Source organism: Serinibacter arcticus (assembly GCF_004786095.1).
GTDB classification, from domain to species: Bacteria; Actinomycetota; Actinomycetes; order Actinomycetales; family Beutenbergiaceae; genus Litorihabitans; species Litorihabitans arcticus.
In genome coordinates this window covers 436969-456209 of sequence record NZ_RHPJ01000001.1, presented here as the reverse complement: position 1 = coordinate 456209, position 19241 = coordinate 436969, and the positions used below count along the sequence as shown (strand labels likewise).

At 73.1% G+C, this 19241-nt stretch carries 19 protein-coding genes and 1 riboswitch; of the genes, 8 read left to right on the top strand and 11 right to left on the bottom strand.

Features of this window, described 5'->3' with window-relative positions; genetic code table 11:
* Window positions 1–8: 8 nt before the first annotated feature.
* The 3 genes from SERN_RS02135 (at window position 9) to SERN_RS02125 (ending at window position 2887) form a co-directional block, all read left to right on the top strand.
* Complete coding sequence (locus SERN_RS02135; RefSeq protein WP_135848463.1) at window positions 9–560, top strand: GNAT family N-acetyltransferase; 552 nt, start codon at window positions 9–11, stop codon at window positions 558–560.
* Window positions 561–563: 3 nt separating this feature from the next.
* A riboswitch (ZMP/ZTP riboswitch) is annotated at window positions 564–653 on the top strand.
* A gap of 49 nt (window positions 654–702) precedes the next feature.
* On the top strand, window positions 703–2010 hold the full coding sequence (glyA, locus tag SERN_RS02130; protein WP_135848462.1) for a serine hydroxymethyltransferase: 1308 nt from the start codon (window positions 703–705) through the stop codon (window positions 2008–2010).
* Window positions 2011–2020: 10 nt separating this feature from the next.
* Window positions 2021–2887, top strand: coding sequence for a bifunctional 5,10-methylenetetrahydrofolate dehydrogenase/5,10-methenyltetrahydrofolate cyclohydrolase (locus SERN_RS02125; protein WP_135848461.1), 867 nt, complete (start codon window positions 2021–2023; stop codon window positions 2885–2887).
* A gap of 167 nt (window positions 2888–3054) precedes the next feature.
* Here the strand turns inward: SERN_RS02125 and SERN_RS02120 are convergent, their stop codons facing one another.
* Window positions 3055–3441 carry a hypothetical protein gene (locus SERN_RS02120; RefSeq protein ID WP_135848460.1) on the bottom strand — a complete coding sequence of 129 codons (387 nt, stop codon included), beginning with the start codon at window positions 3439–3441 and terminating at the stop codon, window positions 3055–3057.
* Between the two features lie 118 nt (window positions 3442–3559).
* On the opposite strand from SERN_RS02120, the gene SERN_RS02115 reads away from it, so the two are divergent.
* Complete coding sequence (locus SERN_RS02115) at window positions 3560–4369, top strand: exodeoxyribonuclease III (protein WP_233251409.1); 810 nt, start codon at window positions 3560–3562, stop codon at window positions 4367–4369.
* 60 nt (window positions 4370–4429) lie between these two features.
* Here the strand turns inward: SERN_RS02115 and SERN_RS02110 are convergent, their stop codons facing one another.
* The 6 genes from SERN_RS02110 to SERN_RS02085 form a co-directional block, all read right to left on the bottom strand.
* Window positions 4430–5647 carry an ABC transporter permease gene (locus SERN_RS02110; RefSeq protein ID WP_135848459.1) on the bottom strand — a complete coding sequence of 406 codons (1218 nt, stop codon included), beginning with the start codon at window positions 5645–5647 and terminating at the stop codon, window positions 4430–4432.
* Window positions 5644–6336 (bottom strand): ABC transporter ATP-binding protein, encoded by a 693-nt coding sequence (locus SERN_RS02105; RefSeq protein ID WP_135848976.1) that lies wholly within the window; start codon window positions 6334–6336, stop codon window positions 5644–5646. The genes SERN_RS02110 and SERN_RS02105 overlap by 4 nt, the downstream gene beginning before the upstream one ends.
* Before the next feature lie 41 nt (window positions 6337–6377).
* Window positions 6378–8087 (bottom strand): efflux RND transporter periplasmic adaptor subunit, encoded by a 1710-nt coding sequence (locus SERN_RS02100; protein ID WP_135848458.1) that lies wholly within the window; start codon window positions 8085–8087, stop codon window positions 6378–6380.
* Window positions 8084–9103, bottom strand: a complete 1020-nt coding sequence (locus SERN_RS02095) for a hypothetical protein (protein WP_135848457.1) — start codon at window positions 9101–9103, stop codon at window positions 8084–8086. The genes SERN_RS02100 and SERN_RS02095 overlap by 4 nt, the downstream gene beginning before the upstream one ends.
* 187 nt (window positions 9104–9290) lie before the next feature.
* Window positions 9291–10520, bottom strand: a complete 1230-nt coding sequence (gene galK, locus SERN_RS02090; RefSeq protein ID WP_135848456.1) for a galactokinase — start codon at window positions 10518–10520, stop codon at window positions 9291–9293.
* Entirely contained in the window at window positions 10517–11317 is an 801-nt protein-coding gene (locus tag SERN_RS02085) for a DeoR/GlpR family DNA-binding transcription regulator (protein ID WP_135848455.1), read from the bottom strand. The genes galK and SERN_RS02085 overlap by 4 nt, the downstream gene beginning before the upstream one ends.
* A gap of 135 nt (window positions 11318–11452) precedes the next feature.
* On the opposite strand from SERN_RS02085, the gene trpS reads away from it, so the two are divergent.
* From trpS to SERN_RS02070, 3 genes are all read left to right on the top strand, one after another.
* Entirely contained in the window at window positions 11453–12490 is a 1038-nt protein-coding gene (trpS, locus tag SERN_RS02080) for a tryptophan--tRNA ligase (protein WP_135848454.1), read from the top strand.
* The gene (locus SERN_RS02075) at window positions 12487–13059 is read left to right on the top strand and encodes a 2'-5' RNA ligase family protein (RefSeq protein WP_135848453.1); all 573 of its coding nucleotides are present in this window, start codon (window positions 12487–12489) and stop codon (window positions 13057–13059) included. Before trpS ends, SERN_RS02075 begins: the two co-directional genes overlap by 4 nt.
* 90 nt (window positions 13060–13149) lie before the next feature.
* A complete protein-coding gene (locus SERN_RS02070) occupies window positions 13150–14343 on the top strand; it encodes a YihY/virulence factor BrkB family protein (protein ID WP_233251408.1) in 1194 nt (397 codons plus the stop codon).
* Window positions 14344–14438: 95 nt separating this feature from the next.
* Here the strand turns inward: SERN_RS02070 and SERN_RS02065 are convergent, their stop codons facing one another.
* From SERN_RS02065 to sdhC, 4 genes are read right to left on the bottom strand one after another with little or no spacing between them, the layout of a single operon-like run.
* Window positions 14439–15203 (bottom strand): succinate dehydrogenase iron-sulfur subunit, encoded by a 765-nt coding sequence (locus SERN_RS02065; protein WP_135848451.1) that lies wholly within the window; start codon window positions 15201–15203, stop codon window positions 14439–14441.
* Window positions 15203–16972 carry a succinate dehydrogenase flavoprotein subunit gene (sdhA, locus tag SERN_RS02060; protein ID WP_135848450.1) on the bottom strand — a complete coding sequence of 590 codons (1770 nt, stop codon included), beginning with the start codon at window positions 16970–16972 and terminating at the stop codon, window positions 15203–15205. Before sdhA ends, SERN_RS02065 begins: the two co-directional genes overlap by 1 nt.
* Before the next feature lie 56 nt (window positions 16973–17028).
* Window positions 17029–17484, bottom strand: coding sequence for a succinate dehydrogenase, hydrophobic membrane anchor protein (gene sdhD / locus SERN_RS02055; RefSeq protein ID WP_135848449.1), 456 nt, complete (start codon window positions 17482–17484; stop codon window positions 17029–17031).
* Window positions 17484–17930, bottom strand: a complete 447-nt coding sequence (gene sdhC / locus SERN_RS02050; RefSeq protein WP_135848448.1) for a succinate dehydrogenase, cytochrome b556 subunit — start codon at window positions 17928–17930, stop codon at window positions 17484–17486. Before sdhC ends, sdhD begins: the two co-directional genes overlap by 1 nt.
* Window positions 17931–18113: 183 nt before the next feature.
* On the opposite strand from sdhC, the gene SERN_RS02045 reads away from it, so the two are divergent.
* Window positions 18114–19220: a mannose-1-phosphate guanylyltransferase gene (locus SERN_RS02045; RefSeq protein ID WP_135848447.1), complete on the top strand. Its 1107-nt coding sequence runs from the start codon at window positions 18114–18116 to the stop codon at window positions 19218–19220.
* Window positions 19221–19241 lie beyond the last annotated feature (21 nt).

Here is a 19241-nt window from a genome sequence, read left to right as displayed (position 1 = left end):
ATCGAGGTATGAGCACCAGTGACGCCCTGCGCATCGACGTCGTGGACCCCGCCGACGCCGGAGAGCTCCTCACCGTGCGCCGCGCGGCCTTCGTGACCGAGGCCCAGCGGTACGGCGACCCGAACATCCCGCCCCTGACCCAGACCCTGGACGAGCTGCTCGAGGACCTCGGACGCTCCGACGTCGTCACGCTCGGAGGTTGGCAGGGCCACCGCCTCGTGGGCTCGATCCGCGTGGAGCTCGAGGGCGACCGCGCGACGCTCGGCCGACTCGCCGTCGTCCCCGACCAGCAGGGCACCGGCATCGGCACGCAGCTGCTGATGTCCGTGCTGCAGTACCTGCCGGAGCAGACCCAGGAGGTCTGGGTGTTCACGGGCAAGGACTCCAAGCAGAACCTCTCGCTGTACGCGACGCAGGGGTTCGAGCACGCCTACGACCAGCACACCGGCGAGCTCACCTACGCCTACCTCAAGAAGATCCTGGGCGAGGGCGACGACGAGGCCGCCGCCGACCCCGAGGACGCCGCGGCGACGCAGGACGCGACGCGCGCCCTGCAGTAGGCTGGTTCGCGTCGCGACTGGCGCCGGGTGGGATCGACCACCGGGGAGCGACGAGGTACGCCGATCACGGAATCGCCCGCCTGGGTCCCGCGGTCACCGGGATGCATCCGCACGCCCGTCGTACCGATGAAGGAGTCCTCCCATGAGCTCTGAGACCGACGTCCTGACCAACGCCGACATCGCGAACGCGACACTCGCCGAACTCGACCCCGAGATCGCGGCCGTGCTCGAGGGTGAGCTCGTCCGCCAGCGCGAGACGCTCGAGATGATCGCCAGCGAGAACTTCGTCCCGCGCGCCGTGCTGCAGGCGCAGGGGAGCGTGCTGACGAACAAGTACGCCGAGGGCTACCCCGGCCGCCGCTACTACGGCGGCTGCGAGGAGGTCGACATCGCGGAGAACCTCGCGATCGAGCGGGTCAAGAGCCTCTTCGGCGCCGGCTACGCGAACGTCCAGCCGCACTCCGGCGCGACGGCGAACGCCGCCGTGCTGCACGCGCTCGCCACCCCGGGTGACACCATCCTCGGGCTCTCGCTCGCGCACGGCGGCCACCTCACGCACGGCATGAAGATCAACTTCTCCGGCAAGCTCTACGACGTCGCCGCCTACGAGGTCGACGCGCAGACGCACCGGATCGACTACGACGCGCTGCGCGCCAAGGCCATCGAGTCCCAGCCCCGCGTCATCATCGCCGGCTGGTCGGCCTACCCCCGCCACCTCGACTTCGAGGCGTTCCGCTCGATCGCCGACGAGGTCGGTGCGCTGCTGTGGACCGACATGGCGCACTTCGCCGGCCTCGTGGCCGCCGGGCTGCACCCCAACCCGGTGCCGTACTCCGACGTCGTCTCCTCCACCGTCCACAAGACGCTGGGCGGCCCCCGCTCCGGCGTGATCCTCGCACGCGACGAGGAGCCGTGGGGCAAGAAGCTGAACTCCGCCGTCTTCCCCGGCCAGCAGGGCGGCCCGCTCATGCACGTCATCGCCGCCAAGGCCGTGGCATTCAAGATCGCCGCGGGCGAGGCGTTCAAGGACCGTCAGGCCCGCACGCTCGAGGGCGCGCAGATCATCGCGAACCGATTGAACGCGGCCGACGTCGCGGCCGCCGGGGTCTCGGTCCTGACCGGGGGCACCGACGTCCACCTCGTGCTCGTGGACCTGCGCAGCTCGCCGCTCGACGGTCAGCAGGCCGAGGACCTCCTGCACACCGCCGGCATCACGGTCAACCGCAACGCGGTGCCGTTCGACCCGCGCCCTCCGCGCGTCACCTCCGGCCTGCGCATCGGCACGCCGGCGCTCGCGACGCGGGGCTTCGGCGCCGAGGAGTTCACGGAGGTCGCCGACATCATCGCGACCGCCCTGATCGGCGGCGCGGCGACGGACGTCGAGGCGCTGCACGCGCGGGTGGATCGGCTGACCGCCGACTTCCCCCTGTACGACGGCCTCACGCAGTAGGGCGGCCGGCATGGCAGCCCTGATGATGCCGGGTCGGCCCGTGGCCGACGCCGTCCTGTCCTCGCTCGCGCCCCGCATCGCGGCGCTCGAGGGCGCCGGGCGGCGCCCGGGCCTCGGCACGATCCTCGTGGGGGAGGACTCCGCCAGCGCGGGGTACATCCGCATGAAGCAGGCCAAGGCGGCCGAGCTCGGGTTCACCTCGCCCCACATCCACCTCGGCCAGGACGCGACGCAGGCGGACGTGCTCGCGGCCGTGGCCGAGATGAACGACGCCGACGACGTCGACGCCGTGCTCCTCCAGCACCCGACCCCTCCCCAGATCGACTTCGACGCCGCGCTTCTGGCCCTCGACCCCGACAAGGACGTCGACGGCCTGCACCCCGTCAACATGGGCCGGCTCGCGCTCGGGATGCCCGGCCCCGTGCCGTGCACCCCGGCGGGGATCGAGGCGCTGCTGGCGCACTACGAGGTACCGATCTCGGGGCGCGAGGTCTGCATCCTCGGCCGCGGGACCACGCTCGGACGCCCGTTGGCGCTCCTGCTGAGCCAGAAGCGGCCGACGGCGAACGCGGCCGTCACCGTGGTCCACACGGGTGTGCCGGACTGGGCGGACTACACGCGCCGCGCCGACGTCGTCATCGCCGCCGTGGGCGTGCCGGGCATCCTGCGCCCCGAGCACCTCACGCCCGGGGTGACGGTCGTGGGCGGCGGGGTGCGGTACGAGGGCAAGAAGCTCCTGCCCGACGTCGACGAGTCCTGCGAGCAGGTCGCCGGTGCCATCACGCCCCGCGTGGGCGGTGTGGGGCCGACCACCATCGCGCTGCTGTTCCGCAACGCGGTCGAGGCGGCCGAGCGCCGGGCGGGTCTCGCGGCCTGAGGTCCGTCCGTCGGTCAGCCGACGAGGCCCTCGCTCCGCCACACCTCGACCCGGCCGCCCCGCCGCACCAGGACCTGGGTCGGGACCGGCAGCCCCCGCCGCGCGGCCGCGGCGGCGAGCATGCTCGCCCGGGTCCCGGCCGTGGTGGGGTCCGTGCGCGGGAGCTCCTACACGAGCACCGACCGCGGCGCGTCGAGCTGGTCCGCGAGGTGCTCCACGAAGCCCGCCAGCTGCTCGGCCTCGGCCTCCCCGAACCTCGGGGGCATCTCGATCTGGGGCAGGGCCGGCAGCTGCCGCCCGCCGGAGTCCAGGAGCAGCAGCCACCACCGGTCGACGAACGCGGTCTGCACGAGGCGGCGGACGCGGTCCTGCGCATCGGCGTCGGTCAGCACGGGACGGGTGGGGTCGATCGTGGCGGCGAGGATCTCGTCGAAGACGCGGTCGTCGAGGTCGGTCGTGCGGGTGGCGCGTGCCGTCGAGGCCGGACGAGGCGGGCGGGTTGCCCGGGCATTGGCGGCGTTTTGGGATCGTCTGGATCGCTTTGTCGATGTCATGGTCAACCGTGCCACGCCCGGGGCCACGGCCGCCACCACGGTCGTCGCGTCTGTGGACGACGTCCGTCGTCGCCCGCCGGTGCCGTGGATGTCGGCCCCGGGTGGCAGAGTGCCTGGCGTGCTGACCATCGCCACCATCAACGTCAACGGCCTGCGGGCCGCCGTCCGCCGGGGTATGCCGGCCTGGCTCGAGGAGCGTCGCCCCGACGTGATGCTCCTCCAGGAGCTGCGGGCGCCCGACGCCGTCGTGCGCGAGCTGCTGGGCGAGGGCTGGCACGTGACGCACGTCGAGGCCGCCGCCAAGGGCAGGGCCGGTGTCGCGATCGCGTCACGCCTGCCGTTCGAGGCCGTGCGCGAGGCCCTGCCGCTGCCGGACGGCGGGGAGGAGCCGGAGGGCGACGTCGGCCGCTGGGTCGAGGCGGACGTGCGGCTGGCGGACGGGCGCCTGCTGACCCTCGTGTCGACCTACCTCTACTCCGGGACGGCGGGCACGCCGTCGATGGATGCGAAGTACGCCCACCTCGACCGCGTCACGCAGCGCCTCACCGCGCTCGCCGCGCAGGAGCTGGCCGTGATCGGCGGCGACATCAACGTCGGCCACCGCGAGCTCGACATCAAGAACTGGAAGGGCAACCGCACGTCGGCGGGCTTCCTGCCGGCGGAGCGCGCCTACCTCGACCGCTGGTACGGGGAGCTCGGTCTGGTGGACGTGGCCCGCCGCGAGGCCGGCGACGTCGCCGGGCCGTACACGTGGTGGTCGTGGCGCGGCAAGGCGTTCGACAACGACTCGGGCTGGCGCATCGACGTCCAGGCGGCGACGCCGGCGCTGGCCGAGCACGTCGCGGAGTCCACGGTCGACCGCGCCGCCACCTACGACGCGCGCTTCAGCGACCACGCTCCGTACGTCGTGCGGTACGACGTGGGCTGACCGGACCCGGCTGCCCCGGACCCGGCTGCCCCAGACCCGGCTGTCTCGACCCCGGTTGGCTCAGAGCCCGCCGCGCAGCGCCGCGACCGGTTCGAGCGACGCGGCCTTGACCGCCGGGTAGGCGCCCGCGACGAGGCCGATGACGCCGCCCAGGAGCGCCGAGCCGATCGCGAGCGGCATGTCGATGATCGGCGTCCACTCCTGGGCGACGCTCACCCCCACCACGACGAACACGCCGAGAGCGGCTCCGATCAGGCCGCCGAGCAGGCCGACCACCACCGACTCCACGATGAACTGCGTCGCCACCTGACCGCGGGTCGCCCCGAGGGCGCGCCGCAGCCCGATCTCCCCGACCCGCTCCATCACCGACAGCAGCGTCACGTTCGCGATGCCGAGCCCACCCACGACGAGGGCGACCCCGCCGAGGGCGATGAACACGATGTTGATGTCGCCCCGGATGTTGCGCTGCAGCTCGCCGCCGGTGGGCGGCGCCTGCACCTCGACGTTCTCGGGGGTGTTGGGGGAGAGGGCGATCGGCACCTGCTCCGCCACGACCTCACCCGCACCCACCGCGATCCGCATCTGCAGCTCACCCGGGGCCGCGAGGCCGAAGTCGGTGCGGGCGGTCCCGAGCGGGAGGATGACGGCGTCGAGCAGGTCCTTGCGCCGGGCGGTGTCGTCCAGGATGCCGATCACGGTGTAGGCGTCCTCGCCGATGAAGATCGACGGCTGGGAGTCCACGCGGTTGATCGCGAGGCGTTCCGCGGCGCCGGAGCCGAGCACGACCACACGGTCGGAGCGGGCGTCGTGCCCGCCGTCGAACATCCGACCGGTGGCGAGCGTGGCTCGCACCCCGGCGAGGAGCTCGGGGCTGGTCGCCACGACGGCGGGGGGCACCCCGGCCACGGCCGTCGGGTCGACGATCGGCACCGCGGAGATGCGGGCACCGGCGACGTCGACGTCGGCCAGCAGTGCGGCGGCCTCGACACCGGCCAGGCGGGTGACGCGGTCGGGGGAGTCCCACGGGAGCGTCGTACGGGCGCGCGTCTCGCCGCCCATCGTCTGCGCCTCGCCGGCGCGGGCGACGGCCTGGGTCGCGCCGACGGCGTCGAACTGCCGCGCGATCTGGCCGGCACCGGTCTGGGCCATGCCCATCGTCACCACGAGCGCGGCGATCCCGAGGACCGTGCCGAGGATGGTCAGGAACAGCCGGCCGGGGCGGGCGCCGATGCCGTGCGAGGCCTCGACCGCCAGGTCGCGGACCGACAGGCGACTCATCGCAGGACCTCCAGGAGCCCGTCGGTGATGCGGACGGACCGCTGCGCGCGCGCCGCGACGTCGTCGTCGTGCGTGATGACCGCCAGCGTCAGGCCGTCGGCGTGCAGCTCGTCGAACAGGTCGAGCACCTCGCCCGACGTCGTGGAGTCGAGGTTGCCCGTCGGCTCGTCGGCGAGCAGCAGCCGGGGGTTGGTCACGACGGCGCGGGCCACCGCGACCCGCTGGCGCTCGCCGCCGGACAGCGTGGTGGGGCGGAACGTCAGGCGGTGCTCGAGGTGCACGCGCTCCAGCGCGGCGACGGCGCGGCCGTAGCGCTCGGCGCGCGGCACCCCGGCGTAGATGGTGGCGAGCATGACGTTCTCCAGCACCGTGCGGTGGGGCAGGAGGTGGAAGGCCTGGAACACGAACCCGATGCGGCCGGCGCGCAGCGCCGTGCGGCGCCGCTCGTTGACGGTGTGGCTGGGCTCGCCGTCCAGGAAGTACTCCCCGCCGGTCGGGCGGTCCAGGAGTCCGAGCAGGTTCAGCAGCGTCGACTTGCCCGAGCCGGACGGCCCGACGATGGAGAGGTAGTCGCCCTCCTGCAGCACCAGGTCGGTCGGGCGCAGGGCCACGACCGGCGGGTCGCCCGGGAAGGACCGGGTCAGCGCCCGCAGGTCGATCACCGGGGGCACGGGCGCCGCGCCGAGCACCTCGGTGCCGGCCGGATCGACCGCCGCGACGTCGGCGGTCGTCACTGACCCACCACCACGCGGTCGCCTGCCTCCAGCGGCTCCTCGCTCGAGACGATCTCGGCGTAGCCGGAGGCCGTGAGCCCCGTCGTGACGACGACGAGCTCGGGCTCCTCGGCGCCCTCGCGCGCCACCTCGACGCGGGTCTCGCCGCCGGGGCCCGCCGTCAGGGCGGCCACCGGCACGGCGAGCACCTCGCCCGCCGTCGAGCTCACGGGGATGCGGATGCGGACGTTGGTGCCGGCCAGCGCGGAGCGCTGCTCCTCGGTGAGCTCGCCGGGGAGCAGGACCACCTGGGCGCGGTCGGCCGCGGCGGCGCCCCCGCCCGTGCCGTCGGAGCCGCTCGAACCACCGTCGGAGCCGGAGGCCCCGTCGGAGCCACCCCCGCCCGTCTCTCCGGCGTCCGCGCCGATCTCGGCGATGGTCGCGGGCACCGGGACGTCGCCGACGAGGAGCTCGGCCGCCTGGCCCACGGCCAGCAGGTCGGCGTCCGCCTGGGCCAGGTTGGCGGCGATCTCGAGCGTCGCGCCCGAGATCGTCATCACGGGACCGGTGACGGTGGTGCCGCGCGCGGCGGTCACGGAGTCGATGCGGCGGGGGAACGAGGAGACGTAGACGACCTCGCTCGCGGGCATCGGGGTCAGGACGTCCTGGCGAGCGGTGTCCAGTGCGGTGTTGGCGTCCTCGAGCGAGCGCTCGGCGGCGTCGCGCGCGGCGACCTCCGCGGAGGTGTCGGGAGCGGCGAGCCCCTCCTCGCGCAGCGCCCGGGCGAGCGTGACGCCGCCCTCGGCCGAGGCGACGCTGAGCGCGCACGGCTCCTTCGGAAGGGCCGCGCCCGTCTCGGGGTCGGTCGGTGCGGGGGCGGCGGCGCACGCCTTGGCCTCCTCCAGGCCGCGCTGCGCCTCGGCCACGGCGTTGTCGAGCTGGATCCGCTCGGAGCGGGGCGCGCCGGCGGCCGCCGTCGTGACCGCGGCGCGGGCGGACTCCAGGCCGGAGGTCGCGCTGCGGACCTGCTCCTCGGCCGCCTCGAGCGACTCGGCGGCGCCCTCGGGCGGTTCGGGCGCCGGGTAGCCGGCGCGGGCGTAGAGGCGCTCGACGGCGCCGGCCATCGTGGCGTCGTAGACCTCGCCGCCGCCGGCCTCCAGGCCGAGGGAGTTCAGTGCGTCGCGCAGCTGGAGCACGTCGGGTCCCGTGGCACCCGAGCGGATCGTGCGGTAGACGGGGAAGGACCCCGGCAGGGTGACGACCGGGCGGCCGGCGACCTCGAGGACCACGGCGGCCGCGTCGATCGTCGCACCGACCTCGGGGACGGCACCGGTCACGACGGCGGGTCCGCCCAGGTCCGACGTCTCCACGGTGACCTCGACGGCGTCGTCGTAGCGCGCGTCACCGCGGGCGACCACGTCGCTCGAGAGCGCGCGCAGCTCCACGGGGACGGTGATGAGCCCGGCCTCGGGCGGCTCGGCGTCCGCCGCCGCCTGCGCGGGCGAGATCACGAAGCGTCCGAGGACGAGGCCGGCCGCCAGGGCGACGACGGCGGCGGCCGCCACCACCCAGACGGTCCGGTTCAGCGGGGTGCGGGCACCCCGCGGCTCGGCGTGCAGCGGCGCAGGAGTCACCGGTTCGGGCTCGCCGACCTCGCTGAGATCGAGCTCGCGGGTCGCGTCGTCACCGCCGGGCTCGTCCCGACCCCGGCGCCCCCGCAGCCTCACTGCTCGGCACCCGCGAGGGCCTCGGAGAACGCCTCGAGCTCGGCGCGGTTCTCGTCGACGAACTCCTGCTCGATCTCGAACTGGACGCGCATCTGCTCCGTGGCGAAGTCGGTCTCGTCCTGGCAGGTGTAGTCCGCGGTGGCGAGCGCGATCTCCTGCTCCTTGGCGGTCGCGAGCTCGTCCTCGGTGGGGCCCGTGTAGTCGGGGTCGTCCTGGTTGTCCTCCCAGAACGAGTTCTGCAGGTTCATGATGCTGTCCATCGACTCCTGCGGGGTCGCGAAGTCGGCGTGGCCGGCGTCCGCCATGCACGTCGCCCAGGCCTCGTTGATCTCGGCCATCCGGGGGTCGCTCTGCGCCTGCTCGTACGTCGCGCTCATCGCGGTCATCAGCTCCTCCCAGCGGGGGTCGGAGTAGACGTCCATCGTGGCGGCCTGGTCGCTCTCGACCTCGTACACCTGGTGCTGCGCGGAGCCGTAGCAGCCGCTGTCCTCCCAGTTGTACTCGGTCTCCATCTCGGCGTCCTCGTCGTACTCGACCATCGGCCCGCTGAGAGCCTCGTAGTAGGCGGTCTGCTCGGACTCCGACATGGACTCCACGTAGTCCTGGTTCGGGTCGACGAACTCCTCGGGGTTCTCCTCGGCCTGGTCCTCCCAGGTGAAGAAGCCGTAGCCGTTCTGGCGCGCGTTCTCGACGGCGTCGTAGTCCTCGTCCATCTGCGGGCCGAAGGAGACCGAGCCCGAGCTGTCCATCGGCGTGTACTCGAAGCCCTGCTCCGCCATGCACTCCGCCACGAGCTGCTCGATGCGGGCGCTCTCCTCCGCGTACCGGGCCTCCTCGGCCTCCTGGTCGAACTCGGCTTCCTCGCCGGTGGTGAAGAACTCGGCCAGGGGCGAGTCCTCGTAGGTGAGCTCGCCGCCGTCGCCCGAGCCACCGCCGTCGCCCGATCCACAGGCCGTGAGGCCGAGCGCCAGAGCCGCGGCAGCGGCCGGCATCCAGATGGTCCGTGAATGTGACATCGATGTCTCCCTTACCTGGTAACCCCCGAGTGAGGTCACCATATCCGTCCGGACGGTCCCGGGCGGTGGATCCAGGGTTGCGTTTCGATTGCGTTTGCACATCGTCCCGGGGGATGAGCGCGGTAGGACGCGGGTACGACGACGGCGTGACCCCGAGCGGGGCCACGCCGTCGTCGTCGGACCGCGGTCAGGCGGCGGGGCCGGCCGCCCGCGAGGTGAGGAAGGCCGGGGCGCCGAAGCCGTGGTCGGCGTAGGCGGCGACGACGGCGTCGGCCACCGCCGCGCTGGTCCCCGCGGGGACGAGCGCGATCGACGAGCCGCCGAAGCCACCGCCGGTCATGCGCGCACCGAGGGCGCCGGCGGCCCGCGCCGCCTCGACGGCGACGTCCAGCTCGGGCACGGTCACCTCGTAGTCGTCGCGCAGCGACGTGTGCGAGGCGTCCATCAGGACGCCGAACGCGCCCCAGTCGCCCGCCCGCATGGCCACGTGCGCCCGACGGGTCCGGTCGATCTCGGTGAGCACGTGGCGCACGCGACGGCGCGCGACGTCGTCGGTCAGCACGGCGTCCGCGGCGGCGACGGCGCCGTCGACCCCGCCCTCGGCCGCGTCGAGCCAGTGCCGCAGGGTCGGGACGCCGAGCGCCTCGGCCGCCGCGTCGCACGTGGCGCGACGCGACGCGTACTGGCCGTCGTTGAGGCTGTGCGGCGCGCGCGTGTCGATGACGAGCAGCTCGCAGCCCTCCGGCGCGAACGGCTCGTGGTGGACCGAGCTGTCGAGGCAGTCCAGCGCGAGCGCGAAACCGTCGCGAGCGCGCAGCGACGCGGCCTGGTCCATACCGCCGGTGGCGGCGCCGGCGATCTCGTTCTCGGCGCGGACGCAGGCGGCGGCGAGGACGACCCTGCCCTCGTCGTCGCCCCCGAGGCCGAGGCCCAGCAGCGAGTCGAGGCCGATCGCCAGCGACGCCTCCAGCGCGGCGGAGGAGGACAGGCCGGCGCCGAACGGCACGCACGAGTCCACGGCGACCTCGAAGCCGGGCACGGTGCGCCCGCTCTGCCGCAGCGCCCACGCCACCCCGGCGAGGTAGGCGCCCCACCCCTGCACGGTGCCGGGCGCGACCTCGTCGAGGTCGCACTCCCAGACGCCCTGACCCTGCGCCGAGACCAGGCGCACCCTCGAGTCCTCGCGCAGCGACACGGCCGCCCACGTCCGGTGCTCGATCGCGATCGGGAGCGCGAGGCCGCCGTTGTAGTCGGTGTGCTCGCCGATGAGGTTGACGCGGCCCGGCGCCGAGAACGTCCCGGCGGGCTCGGCGTCGAAGGTGGCGGTGAACAGCGCGCGCACGCGGGCGGCACCGTCCGCCGCCTCCCAGGCGGGCAGCCACACGGGAGCCGGGGCGGGGGTGGTCGGGCTGGTCATCGGGTTCCTTCCGAGGTCGGGGCGAGGTGGACGTCGACGACGTCGCGCAGGTGGTCGAGGGCGTCGGCCGGCAGGCCGTCGTCGGTGACGAGGAGGTCGACGGCGTCCCACCGCACGATGGTGCGCAGCGCCGTCGTTCCCCACTTGCTGGAGTCGGCGGCGACGACGACGCGGCGCGAGGCGCGCACGAACGCCGTCAGCGTCTCCGCCTCCGCGAGCGTGGGTGACGTCAGGCCGGCGATGGCGTCCATGCCGCTGACGCCCATGACGAGCAGGTCGAGGTGGAAGGAGTCGCACACGGCGGCGGCCACCGGTCCGACCAGTGCGGCCGACGGCGTCGGCTCGCCCCCGGTGACGACGACGGCGGGACGCTGCGGGTGCGCGAACAGCACGTCGGCCGCGGGCGGCGAGTTGGTCAGCACGTTCAGGGTGGCCAGGTGGGGGAGCCGGGTGAGGGCGCCCGCGACGGCGGCGGTCGTGGTGCCGGCTGTCAGGCCGAGCGACGTGCCGGGCCCGACGAGTGCGGCGACGGCGGTGGCGATCGCGAGCTTCTGCGCGCCGGCCCGCGCGGCCTTGTCGGTGAAGGCGGGCTCGGCGGCGCTGCCCTCGCGCGCGACCGCGCCGCCGTGCACGCGGGCGAGGTGGCCCTGCTCGGCCAGGGCGGTGATGTCCCGGCGGATCGTCATCTCGGACACGCCCAGCCGCGCCACCAGGTCGGTCATCCGCACCGCACCCGTCCGGGCGACCTCGTCGCGGATCGCGGCCCGCCGCTGATCGGCGAGGAGGGGGGTGTCCATCAGCCGATTCTGCCACCGTTCTGCCCCGATCCGCGCAGAACCGGTCAGGCTCGCCCAGGAACGGACACGGCGCCCGGTCGACGGTCCGGTCCCGACGGTTCGGTCCCGACGGGGGTGGGATGCCAAGATGGATCAATGACCGCCCGCGCCACGCGTCCTCGCGTCTTCTCGGCCATGCAGCCGACGGCCGACTCCCTGCACCTGGGGAACTACCTCGGAGCGCTCCGGCAGTGGGTCGCGCTGCAGGAGGACCACGACGCGATCTACTCCGTCGTCGACCTGCACGCGCTGACCGTCTCGCCCGACCCGGCCGCGCTGCGGCACCGCAGCCGCCTCACGGCCGCGCAGTACCTGGCGGCCGGTGTCGACCCCGAGCGCTCGCTCCTGTTCCTGCAGTCGCACGTGCCCGAGCACACGCAGCTCGCGTGGATCCTGTCGTGCGTCACGGGCTTCGGCGAGGCGTCGCGCATGACGCAGTTCAAGGACAAGTCGGCGAGGCAGGGGTCCGAGGGCACGACCGTCGGCCTGTTCACCTACCCCGTCCTGATGGCGGCCGACATCCTGCTCTACGACACCGCGCTCGTGCCGGTCGGGGAGGACCAGCGTCAGCACCTCGAGCTCGCGCGCGACGTCGCGCAGCGCCTCAACGGCCGGTTCGGCGACGTCGTGCGCGTGCCGGAGGCCTCCATCGTCAGGGCGACGGCGAAGATCTACGACCTGGCCGAGCCCACCGCCAAGATGAGCAAGTCCGGTCACGCAGGCGGCCTGGTGGAGCTCCTCGACGAGCCGAAGGTCATCAGCAAGCGGATCAAGGCGGCCGTCACGGACGCCGACACGGTGGTCCGGTTCGACCGCGAGGCCAAGCCCGGCGTGTCCAACCTGCTGACCATCCACTCCGCGCTGTCGGGAACGAGCATCGCCGACCTCGAGGCCGAGTTCGCGGGCAAGATGTACGGCCACCTCAAGGTCGCGGTCGCCGAGGTCGTCGTCTCGGCGTTCGCGCCGATCCGCGAGCGCGTCACCGAGCTCCTGGCCGACCCCGCCGAGCTCGACGAGATCCTGGCCGACGGCGCCGCGAAGGCCCGCGCCATCGCGGGCGAGACCGTCGCCCGCGTGTACGACGCCGTCGGACTCGTCCCCGCCGCGAACCCCGCGGTCAGCCTGGCCCGATGACGGAGCAGACGCTCTCGTTCCGCTCGCCGTTCGCCGACGGCACGAGCGTCGGCGTGGCCATCGAGGTGCCCTCCCCGTACCGGGAGTGGCTGCGCGACCTGCGCGAGCGGTTCGCGACCGACGCGGACACCGAGATCATCCCGCCCCACATCACGCTGGTACCCCCGGTCACGCTGCCGACCTACGACCTCACGGACGTGGAGAAGCAGCTGCGGGCCGCCGCCCGCAGCGTCGCTCCCTTCACGGTCGAGCTCGCCGGGTCCGGGAGCTTCCGTCCCACCACGCAGGTCGTCTACGCGGCCCTGGCCCGGGGTGCGGCGAGCTGCGACCGGCTCCAGGAGGCCTCCCGCCGCGGTCCGCTGGAGCTCGACCTGCGCTTCGACTACCACCCGCACGTCACGGTCGCGCACGACGTCCCGCCCGAGGACCTGGACGCCGCCGAGACGGAGCTGGAGCACTTCCGCGCCCAGTTCGAGGCGACGTCCTTCGTGCTCTACGAGCTCGGACCCGACGGCGTGTGGCACACGATCCGCACCTTCGACCTGGTCGGACGCGACCACCTCGGGTGACACTGGTCGGAGCCGGTCGAGGTCGGACCGGCAGCGGCGGGATCACCGGGCGGCCGCCCGCGTGCGGGGGCGATGACAAGGAGCGTGACCGTGGCAGGCATCATCCCTCGGATCCAGGAGATCGTGGCGAGGTTCCAGGCCACCCGGGCGGGCCGCATGAACGCACGCTACGGCGCGGCCCGCGGGGCGCAGCTCGCCGGCGGCATCGCCTACGCGGCCCTGTTCTCGGTCTTCTCGGCGCTGACGATCGCGTTCACGGTCGGTCTGCGGATCATCGGTGAGAACGACGAGCTCCGGCAGGCCGTGCTCGACGCTGTCGACGACGCGCTGCCCGGGATCATCAAGACCTCCGAGGATCCCGACGCCCCCGGCATCCTCAGCCCCGACTCGCTCACCATGACCACCGGTCTGTCGATCACGAGCGTGATCGCCGCCGTCACGCTGCTGCTGTCGGCGCTGGCCGTGATGGGGGCGCTGTCCGGCTCGATCCGCGCGATGTTCGGGCTCGTCGCGCCGGCGGGCAACCTCGTCCTGGCCAGGCTGCGGGACCTGCTCGGGTTCGTCGTGCTGGGCCTGTCGGTGTTCGTCACCGCCGCCCTCGGCATCGCCTCGGGCGCCGCGGGCTCGTGGGTCACGTCGCTGCTCGGGCTGGAGTCCTCGGTCGGGGCGTTCCTCGTCAGGGCGCTGGGGCTGCTGTGCGCCTTCGGCGTGGACCTGCTGGTCTTCGTGGCCCTCATCCGCGTCGTCGGGGGTGCGCGGCCGCCCCGGCGCGACCTGTGGATCGGCGCGGGCATCGGGGCCCTCGGGGCCGGCGTGATCCGGCTGCTCGGCACCTCGCTCGTGGGCGGTGCCGGCGCCAACCCGCTCCTGGGGGCGGCCGTCGCCGTCGTGACCCTGCTGCTGTGGGTGAACCTGGTCGCGCGCCTGACGCTCTACGTCGCGGCGTGGACCGCCAACCCGCCCTCCCCGACGGCGGACAGCGCCGACCCCGCGGCGCTGCACGTGAACCAGACGCCGAACTTCGTCACGCTGTCGGCGCCGCGCACGCTCGACTGGGACTTCGACCCGCGCACCGGCGTCGTGCTGCCCGCGGAGGCGGGACGCGAGGAGCGCGAGACCCTGGCGCGCGAGCGGCAGGAGCGCGCCGCGCAGCTGGAGGCGGCGCTGGCGGCAAGCCAGGAGGAGGGGTCGTGGCTCGAGCGCCGGCTGGCGACCCGGCGCGCGCGGCGCGCGGCGCGCGACGTGCGTCGGACCGTCGGGTCGGACTCGCCCGACGACGTCTGACCCCGGCACCACCCCCACGCACGACGACGGGCGCGCCTCCTCCTGGGAGACGCGCCCGTCGTCGTGCCGGCGGCCGGGGCCGCGAGGGGTGTGGATCAGAACGTGCGCGTGACGATGGCCCGCTTGACCTCGGCGATCGCCTTGGTGACCTCGATGCCGCGCGGGCAGGCCTCGGAGCAGTTGAAGGTCGTGCGGCAGCGCCACACGCCCTCCTTGTCGTTGAGGATCTGCAGGCGCTGCGTGCCGCCCTCGTCGCGGCTGTCGAAGATGAACCGGTGCGCGTTGACGATCGCGGCCGGGCCGAAGTACTGCCCGTCGGTCCAGAACACGGGGCAGGACGTCGTGCACGCCGCGCAGAGGATGCACTTGGTGGTGTCGTCGAACCGCGCGCGCTGCTCGGCGGACTGCAGCCGCTCGGCGCTCGGCTGGTTGCCCGTGGTGATGAGGAACGGCATGACCTCGCGGTAGGAGGCGAAGAACGGCTCCATGTCGACGATGAGGTCCTTCTTCACCGGCAGGCCCTTGATCGGCTCGACGGTGATCGGCTTGGACGTGTCGAGATCCTTGAGCAGGGTCTTGCACGCGAGCCGGTTCTTGCCGTTGATGCGCATCGCGTCGCTGCCGCAGATGCCGTGGGCGCACGACCGCCGGAACGCGAGCGAGCCGTCCTGGTCCCACTTGATCTTGTGGAGGGCGTCCAGCACGCGGTCGGTGCCGTGCATCGTGAGCGTGAACTCCTCCCAGCGGGCCTGGGGGTTCTCGACGTCGGGGTCGTACCGCTCCAGGCGCATCGTCACCTCGAACGAGGGGATCTCACCCATGTCCGTTGCTGCCTCGGGGGCGTCGGCGAGCGCGGTCATCAGTACTTCCTCTCCATCGGCTGGTAGCGCGTGACGACCACCGGCTTGTAGTCCAGGCGCACCGTGGAGTCGGCGACGCCGTCACCCGGCTGCGTGGGGTAGGCCATCGTGTGCAGCATGAACTCGGCGTCGTCCCGGTCGGGGAAGTCCTCGCGGAAGTGACCGCCGCGCGACTCCTTGCGAGCCAGCGCCCCGACGACGACGACCTCGGCCAGGTCGATGAGGAAGCCGAGCTCGATCGCCTCGACCAGCTCGGTGTTGTAGGAGGTCCCGCGGTCGGAGACCCCCACCCGGCCGTAGCGGTCGCGCAGCGCGGTGATGTCCTTGAGCGCCTGGATCAGGGAGTCCTCGGTCCGGAACACCTGGGCGTTGAGGTCCATCGACTCCTGCAGCGCCTTGCGGATCGCGGCGACGTTCTCGGTGCCGGCCCCGGCGCGGATGCGCACGAGCTCGGCCTCGATGTCGGCCTGCGGCGCCTCGGGCAGCTCCACGAGCTCGGCCGTCGCCGCGTACTCGGCGGCGGCGATGCCGGCGCGCTTGCCGAACACGTTGATGTCCAGCAGTGAGTTGGTGCCGAGCCGGTTCGAGCCGTGCACCGACACGCACGCGACCTCGCCAGCGGCGAACAGGCCGGGGACGACGTCGGTGTTGTTGCGCAGCACCTGGGTGGTGATGTTCGTCGGGATGCCGCCCATGGCGTAGTGCGCCGTCGGGTAGACGGGAACCGGCTCGGTGTACGGCTCCACACCCAGGTAGGTGCGGGCGAACTCCGTGATGTCGGGGAGCTTCGCGTCGATGTGGGCGGGCTCGAGGTGCGTCAGGTCGAGCAGCACGTAGTCCTTGTTCGGACCGGCCCCGCGGCCCTCGCGCACCTCGTTGGCCATCGAGCGGGCGACGATGTCGCGCGGCGCGAGGTCCTTGATGGTGGGGGCGTAGCGCTCCATGAACCGCTCGCCGGCGGCGTTGCGCAGGATGGCGCCCTCGCCGCGTGCGGCCTCGGACAGCAGGATCCCGAGGCCCGCCAGGCCTGTCGGGTGGAACTGGAAGAACTCCATGTCCTCCAGCGGGATGCCGCGGCGGTAGGCCACGGCCATGCCGTCACCCGTGAGGGTGTGGGCGTTGGAGGTGGTCTTGTAGACCTTGCCGGCACCACCGGTGGCGAACACGATCGACTTGGCGCGGATCACGTGGATCTCGCCCGTCGCGAGCTCGTAGGCGACCACGCCGGCGGCGCGGACGTCGTCGTCGGTGGCGGGGTCACCCGTGAGGATGACGTCGAAGACGTAGAACTCGTTGAAGAACTCCACGTCCTGCTTGACGCACTGCTGGTACAGCGTCTGCAGGATCATGTGACCGGTGCGGTCCGCGGCGTAGCAGGACCGGCGCACGGGAGCCTCGCCGTGGTTGCGCGTGTGGCCACCGAAGCGGCGCTGGTCGATCTTGCCCTCGGGCGTGCGGTTGAAGGGCAGACCCATCCGCTCGAGGTCGAGGACGGCGTCGATCGCCTCCTTCGCCATCACCTCCGCCGCGTCCTGGTCGACGAGGTAGTCGCCGCCCTTGACGGTGTCGAAGGTGTGCCACTCCCAGTTGTCCTCCTCCACGTTCGCCAGCGCGGCGCACATCCCGCCCTGGGCCGCTCCGGTGTGGGAGCGCGTGGGGTAGAGCTTGGAGACGACGGCGGTGCGGGCGCGTCCGGATGACTCCAGGGCCGCGCGCATGCCGGCGCCGCCGGCGCCCACGATCACGACGTCGTAGGTGTGCGTCTGCACGTGTACTTCCTTTGCGTACGGGGGCTGAGCGGGGTGGTGCGGGTGGTGCTGGTGGATCAGGCCGAGCAGAACGACGGCAGCAGGTCCGCGGGCGAGCCCACCGGGCACGGGTCGAACGTGAAGATCACCAGGGTGCCCATCACGACCGTCACGACGAGCGCGACGTACAGGAGTGCCTTCAGCACGATGCGCGTGACGTCGCGCTCGGCGTAGTCGTTGATGATCGTGCGCACGCCGTTGGTGCCGTGGATCATGGCGAGCCACAGCATCAGCAGGTCCCAGACCTGCCAGAACGGCTCGGACCACTTGCCCGCGACGAACGCGAAGTCGATCGCGGCGACGCCGTCACCCACCATGAGGTTGACGAACAGGTGGCCGAAGATCAGCACGATCAGGATCACGCCGGAGACGCGCATGAACAGCCAGGCGTAGAGCTCGGTGTTGATGCCGCCGCGCATCGCCTGCGACCGCTTGGCGCGGGGGGAGGCGACGTCGGGGATGGTGCCGGTCATCAGTGGCCCCCGAAGACGTTGGAGAGGTGGCGCGGCAGGAAGCCCGCGAGCGCGACGACGGTCAGGCCGACGACGACCCACAGCATGACGCGCTGGTAGCGCGGACCCTTGGCGGTGAAGTCCACCAGGATGATCCGGATGCCGTTGAACGCGTGGAACAGGACGGCGGCCACGAGGCCGACCTCGCCGAGTCCCATGATGGGCGTCTTGTACGTGCCGATGACCTCGTTGTAGACCTCGGGCGAGACCCGCACCAGCGCGGTGTCCAGCACGTGCACGAGGAGGAAGAGGAACAGCAGCATGCCGGTGACGCGGTGCAGGACCCAGGACCACATGCCCTCGGTACCGCGGTAGAGGGTGCCCAGACCCTTCTTGCTGCCGCGACCGCTGCTGCGGGGTGGCGGCGGCGGGGCCGAGGTGGGTGGGACGGTGGGGGCGCTGGCCACGGTGCTTGGCCTCCTGACGAGTGGCGGGTCTGCGGTTCCTACTGTAGTGACAGTTCGACACCTCGCGCGCCGTCGGATGTGCCCGCACCGGCCGTGACCTGCGGCTGAGGGTGTCCTTACCCGTTGCCGGGTCGGCGGCGCGGGTGCCCGGATCGAGCGGGCGAGGGCCGCTAGGGTCGGCGCATGACCCCCATCGAGGACCTCTACGCCATCGTCCCCGCGGGGGGTGCCGGGACCCGGCTGTGGCCCATGTCACGTCGCTCCCGCCCGAAGTTCCTGCTCGATCTCGTGGGCACCGGTCGCACCCTGCTGCAGGGGACGATCGACCGGCTGCTCCCGCTCACCGGTGCCGACCGCGTGGTCGTGGTGACCGGGCTCGACCACCTCGGGGCCGTGGCGGAGCAGCTGCCGGAGGTGTCGGCCGCCAACCTGGTGGCCGAACCGAGCCCGCGCGACTCCATGGCCGCCATCGGGCTGGCCGCGGCGATCCTGCAGGAGCGTCACGGCAGCGTGCTGGTCGCCTCGTTCGCGGCCGACCACGTGGTGCCCGACGTCGAGGGGTTCTCCGCCGCCGTCCGGCACGCCGCTGTCGCTGCCCGTGCCGGGTACGTCACCACGATCGGCATCACGCCCACGGCACCGTCGACGGCGTTCGGCTACATCCGCTCCGGCGCCCCGCTCGAACCCGCTGAGGGCGGACCGACCGCTCGTGTGGTCGCCGAGTTCGTCGAGAAGCCCGACGCCGAGACGGCGGCCGGCTACCTGGCCGCGGGCGACGTCGCCTGGAACGCCGGGATGTTCGTGGTGCGCACGGACGTGCTGCTGGGCCACCTCGAGCGGCTCCAGCCCCCCCTCGCGGCCGGGCTGCGCGAGATCGCCGCCGTCTGGGACACGGGGGACCGGGGCGAGGTCCTGGCGCGCGTGTGGCCCACGCTGACCCGCATCGCCATCGACCACGCGATCGCGGAACCGGTGGCGGCCACCGGGGGCGTCGCCGTCGTGCCGGGGGCGTTCACGTGGGACGACGTCGGTGACTGGGCCTCGCTCGCCGATCTCGTGCCGGCCGACGCCGAGGGGGTGCGCCGCATCGGCGCCGACGCAGGCGTGGTGGCGGTCGACTCGCCCGGGGTCTTCGTCAGCGCGGACCGACCGGTCGCGGTCGTCGGGATCCCGGACGCCGTCGTGGTGCTCACCGACGACGCCCTCCTGGTGACGACCGCCGCGCACGCGCAGCGGGTCAAGGCCGCCGTCGACGTGCTCAAGGAGCGTGGACGCGCCGATCTGACGTGAGGTCGCGGCGGTAGGGTCGTC

Excerpts from the sequence above, each read along its gene's own strand:
- SERN_RS02065 (WP_135848451.1), bottom strand. The coding sequence starts at position 15,203 with ATGACCGCGCTCGCCGACGCCCCCGAGGCAGCAACGGACATGGGTGAG.
- galK (WP_135848456.1), bottom strand. The coding sequence starts at position 10,520 with ATGACCAGCCCGACCACCCCCGCCCCGGCTCCCGTGTGGCTGCCCGCC.
- SERN_RS02110 (WP_135848459.1), bottom strand. The coding sequence starts at position 5,647 with ATGAGTCGCCTGTCGGTCCGCGACCTGGCGGTCGAGGCCTCGCACGGC.
- glyA (WP_135848462.1), top strand. The coding sequence starts at position 703 with ATGAGCTCTGAGACCGACGTCCTGACCAACGCCGACATCGCGAACGCG.
- SERN_RS02120 (WP_135848460.1), bottom strand. The coding sequence starts at position 3,441 with ATGACATCGACAAAGCGATCCAGACGATCCCAAAACGCCGCCAATGCC.
- SERN_RS02045 (WP_135848447.1), top strand. The coding sequence starts at position 18,114 with ATGACCCCCATCGAGGACCTCTACGCCATCGTCCCCGCGGGGGGTGCC.
- SERN_RS02095 (WP_135848457.1), bottom strand. The coding sequence starts at position 9,103 with ATGTCACATTCACGGACCATCTGGATGCCGGCCGCTGCCGCGGCTCTG.
- trpS (WP_135848454.1), top strand. The coding sequence starts at position 11,453 with ATGACCGCCCGCGCCACGCGTCCTCGCGTCTTCTCGGCCATGCAGCCG.
- SERN_RS02135 (WP_135848463.1), top strand. The coding sequence starts at position 9 with ATGAGCACCAGTGACGCCCTGCGCATCGACGTCGTGGACCCCGCCGAC.
- SERN_RS02075 (WP_135848453.1), top strand. The coding sequence starts at position 12,487 with ATGACGGAGCAGACGCTCTCGTTCCGCTCGCCGTTCGCCGACGGCACG.
- SERN_RS02125 (WP_135848461.1), top strand. The coding sequence starts at position 2,021 with ATGGCAGCCCTGATGATGCCGGGTCGGCCCGTGGCCGACGCCGTCCTG.
- SERN_RS02085 (WP_135848455.1), bottom strand. The coding sequence starts at position 11,317 with ATGGACACCCCCCTCCTCGCCGATCAGCGGCGGGCCGCGATCCGCGAC.
- sdhD (WP_135848449.1), bottom strand. The coding sequence starts at position 17,484 with ATGACCGGCACCATCCCCGACGTCGCCTCCCCCCGCGCCAAGCGGTCG.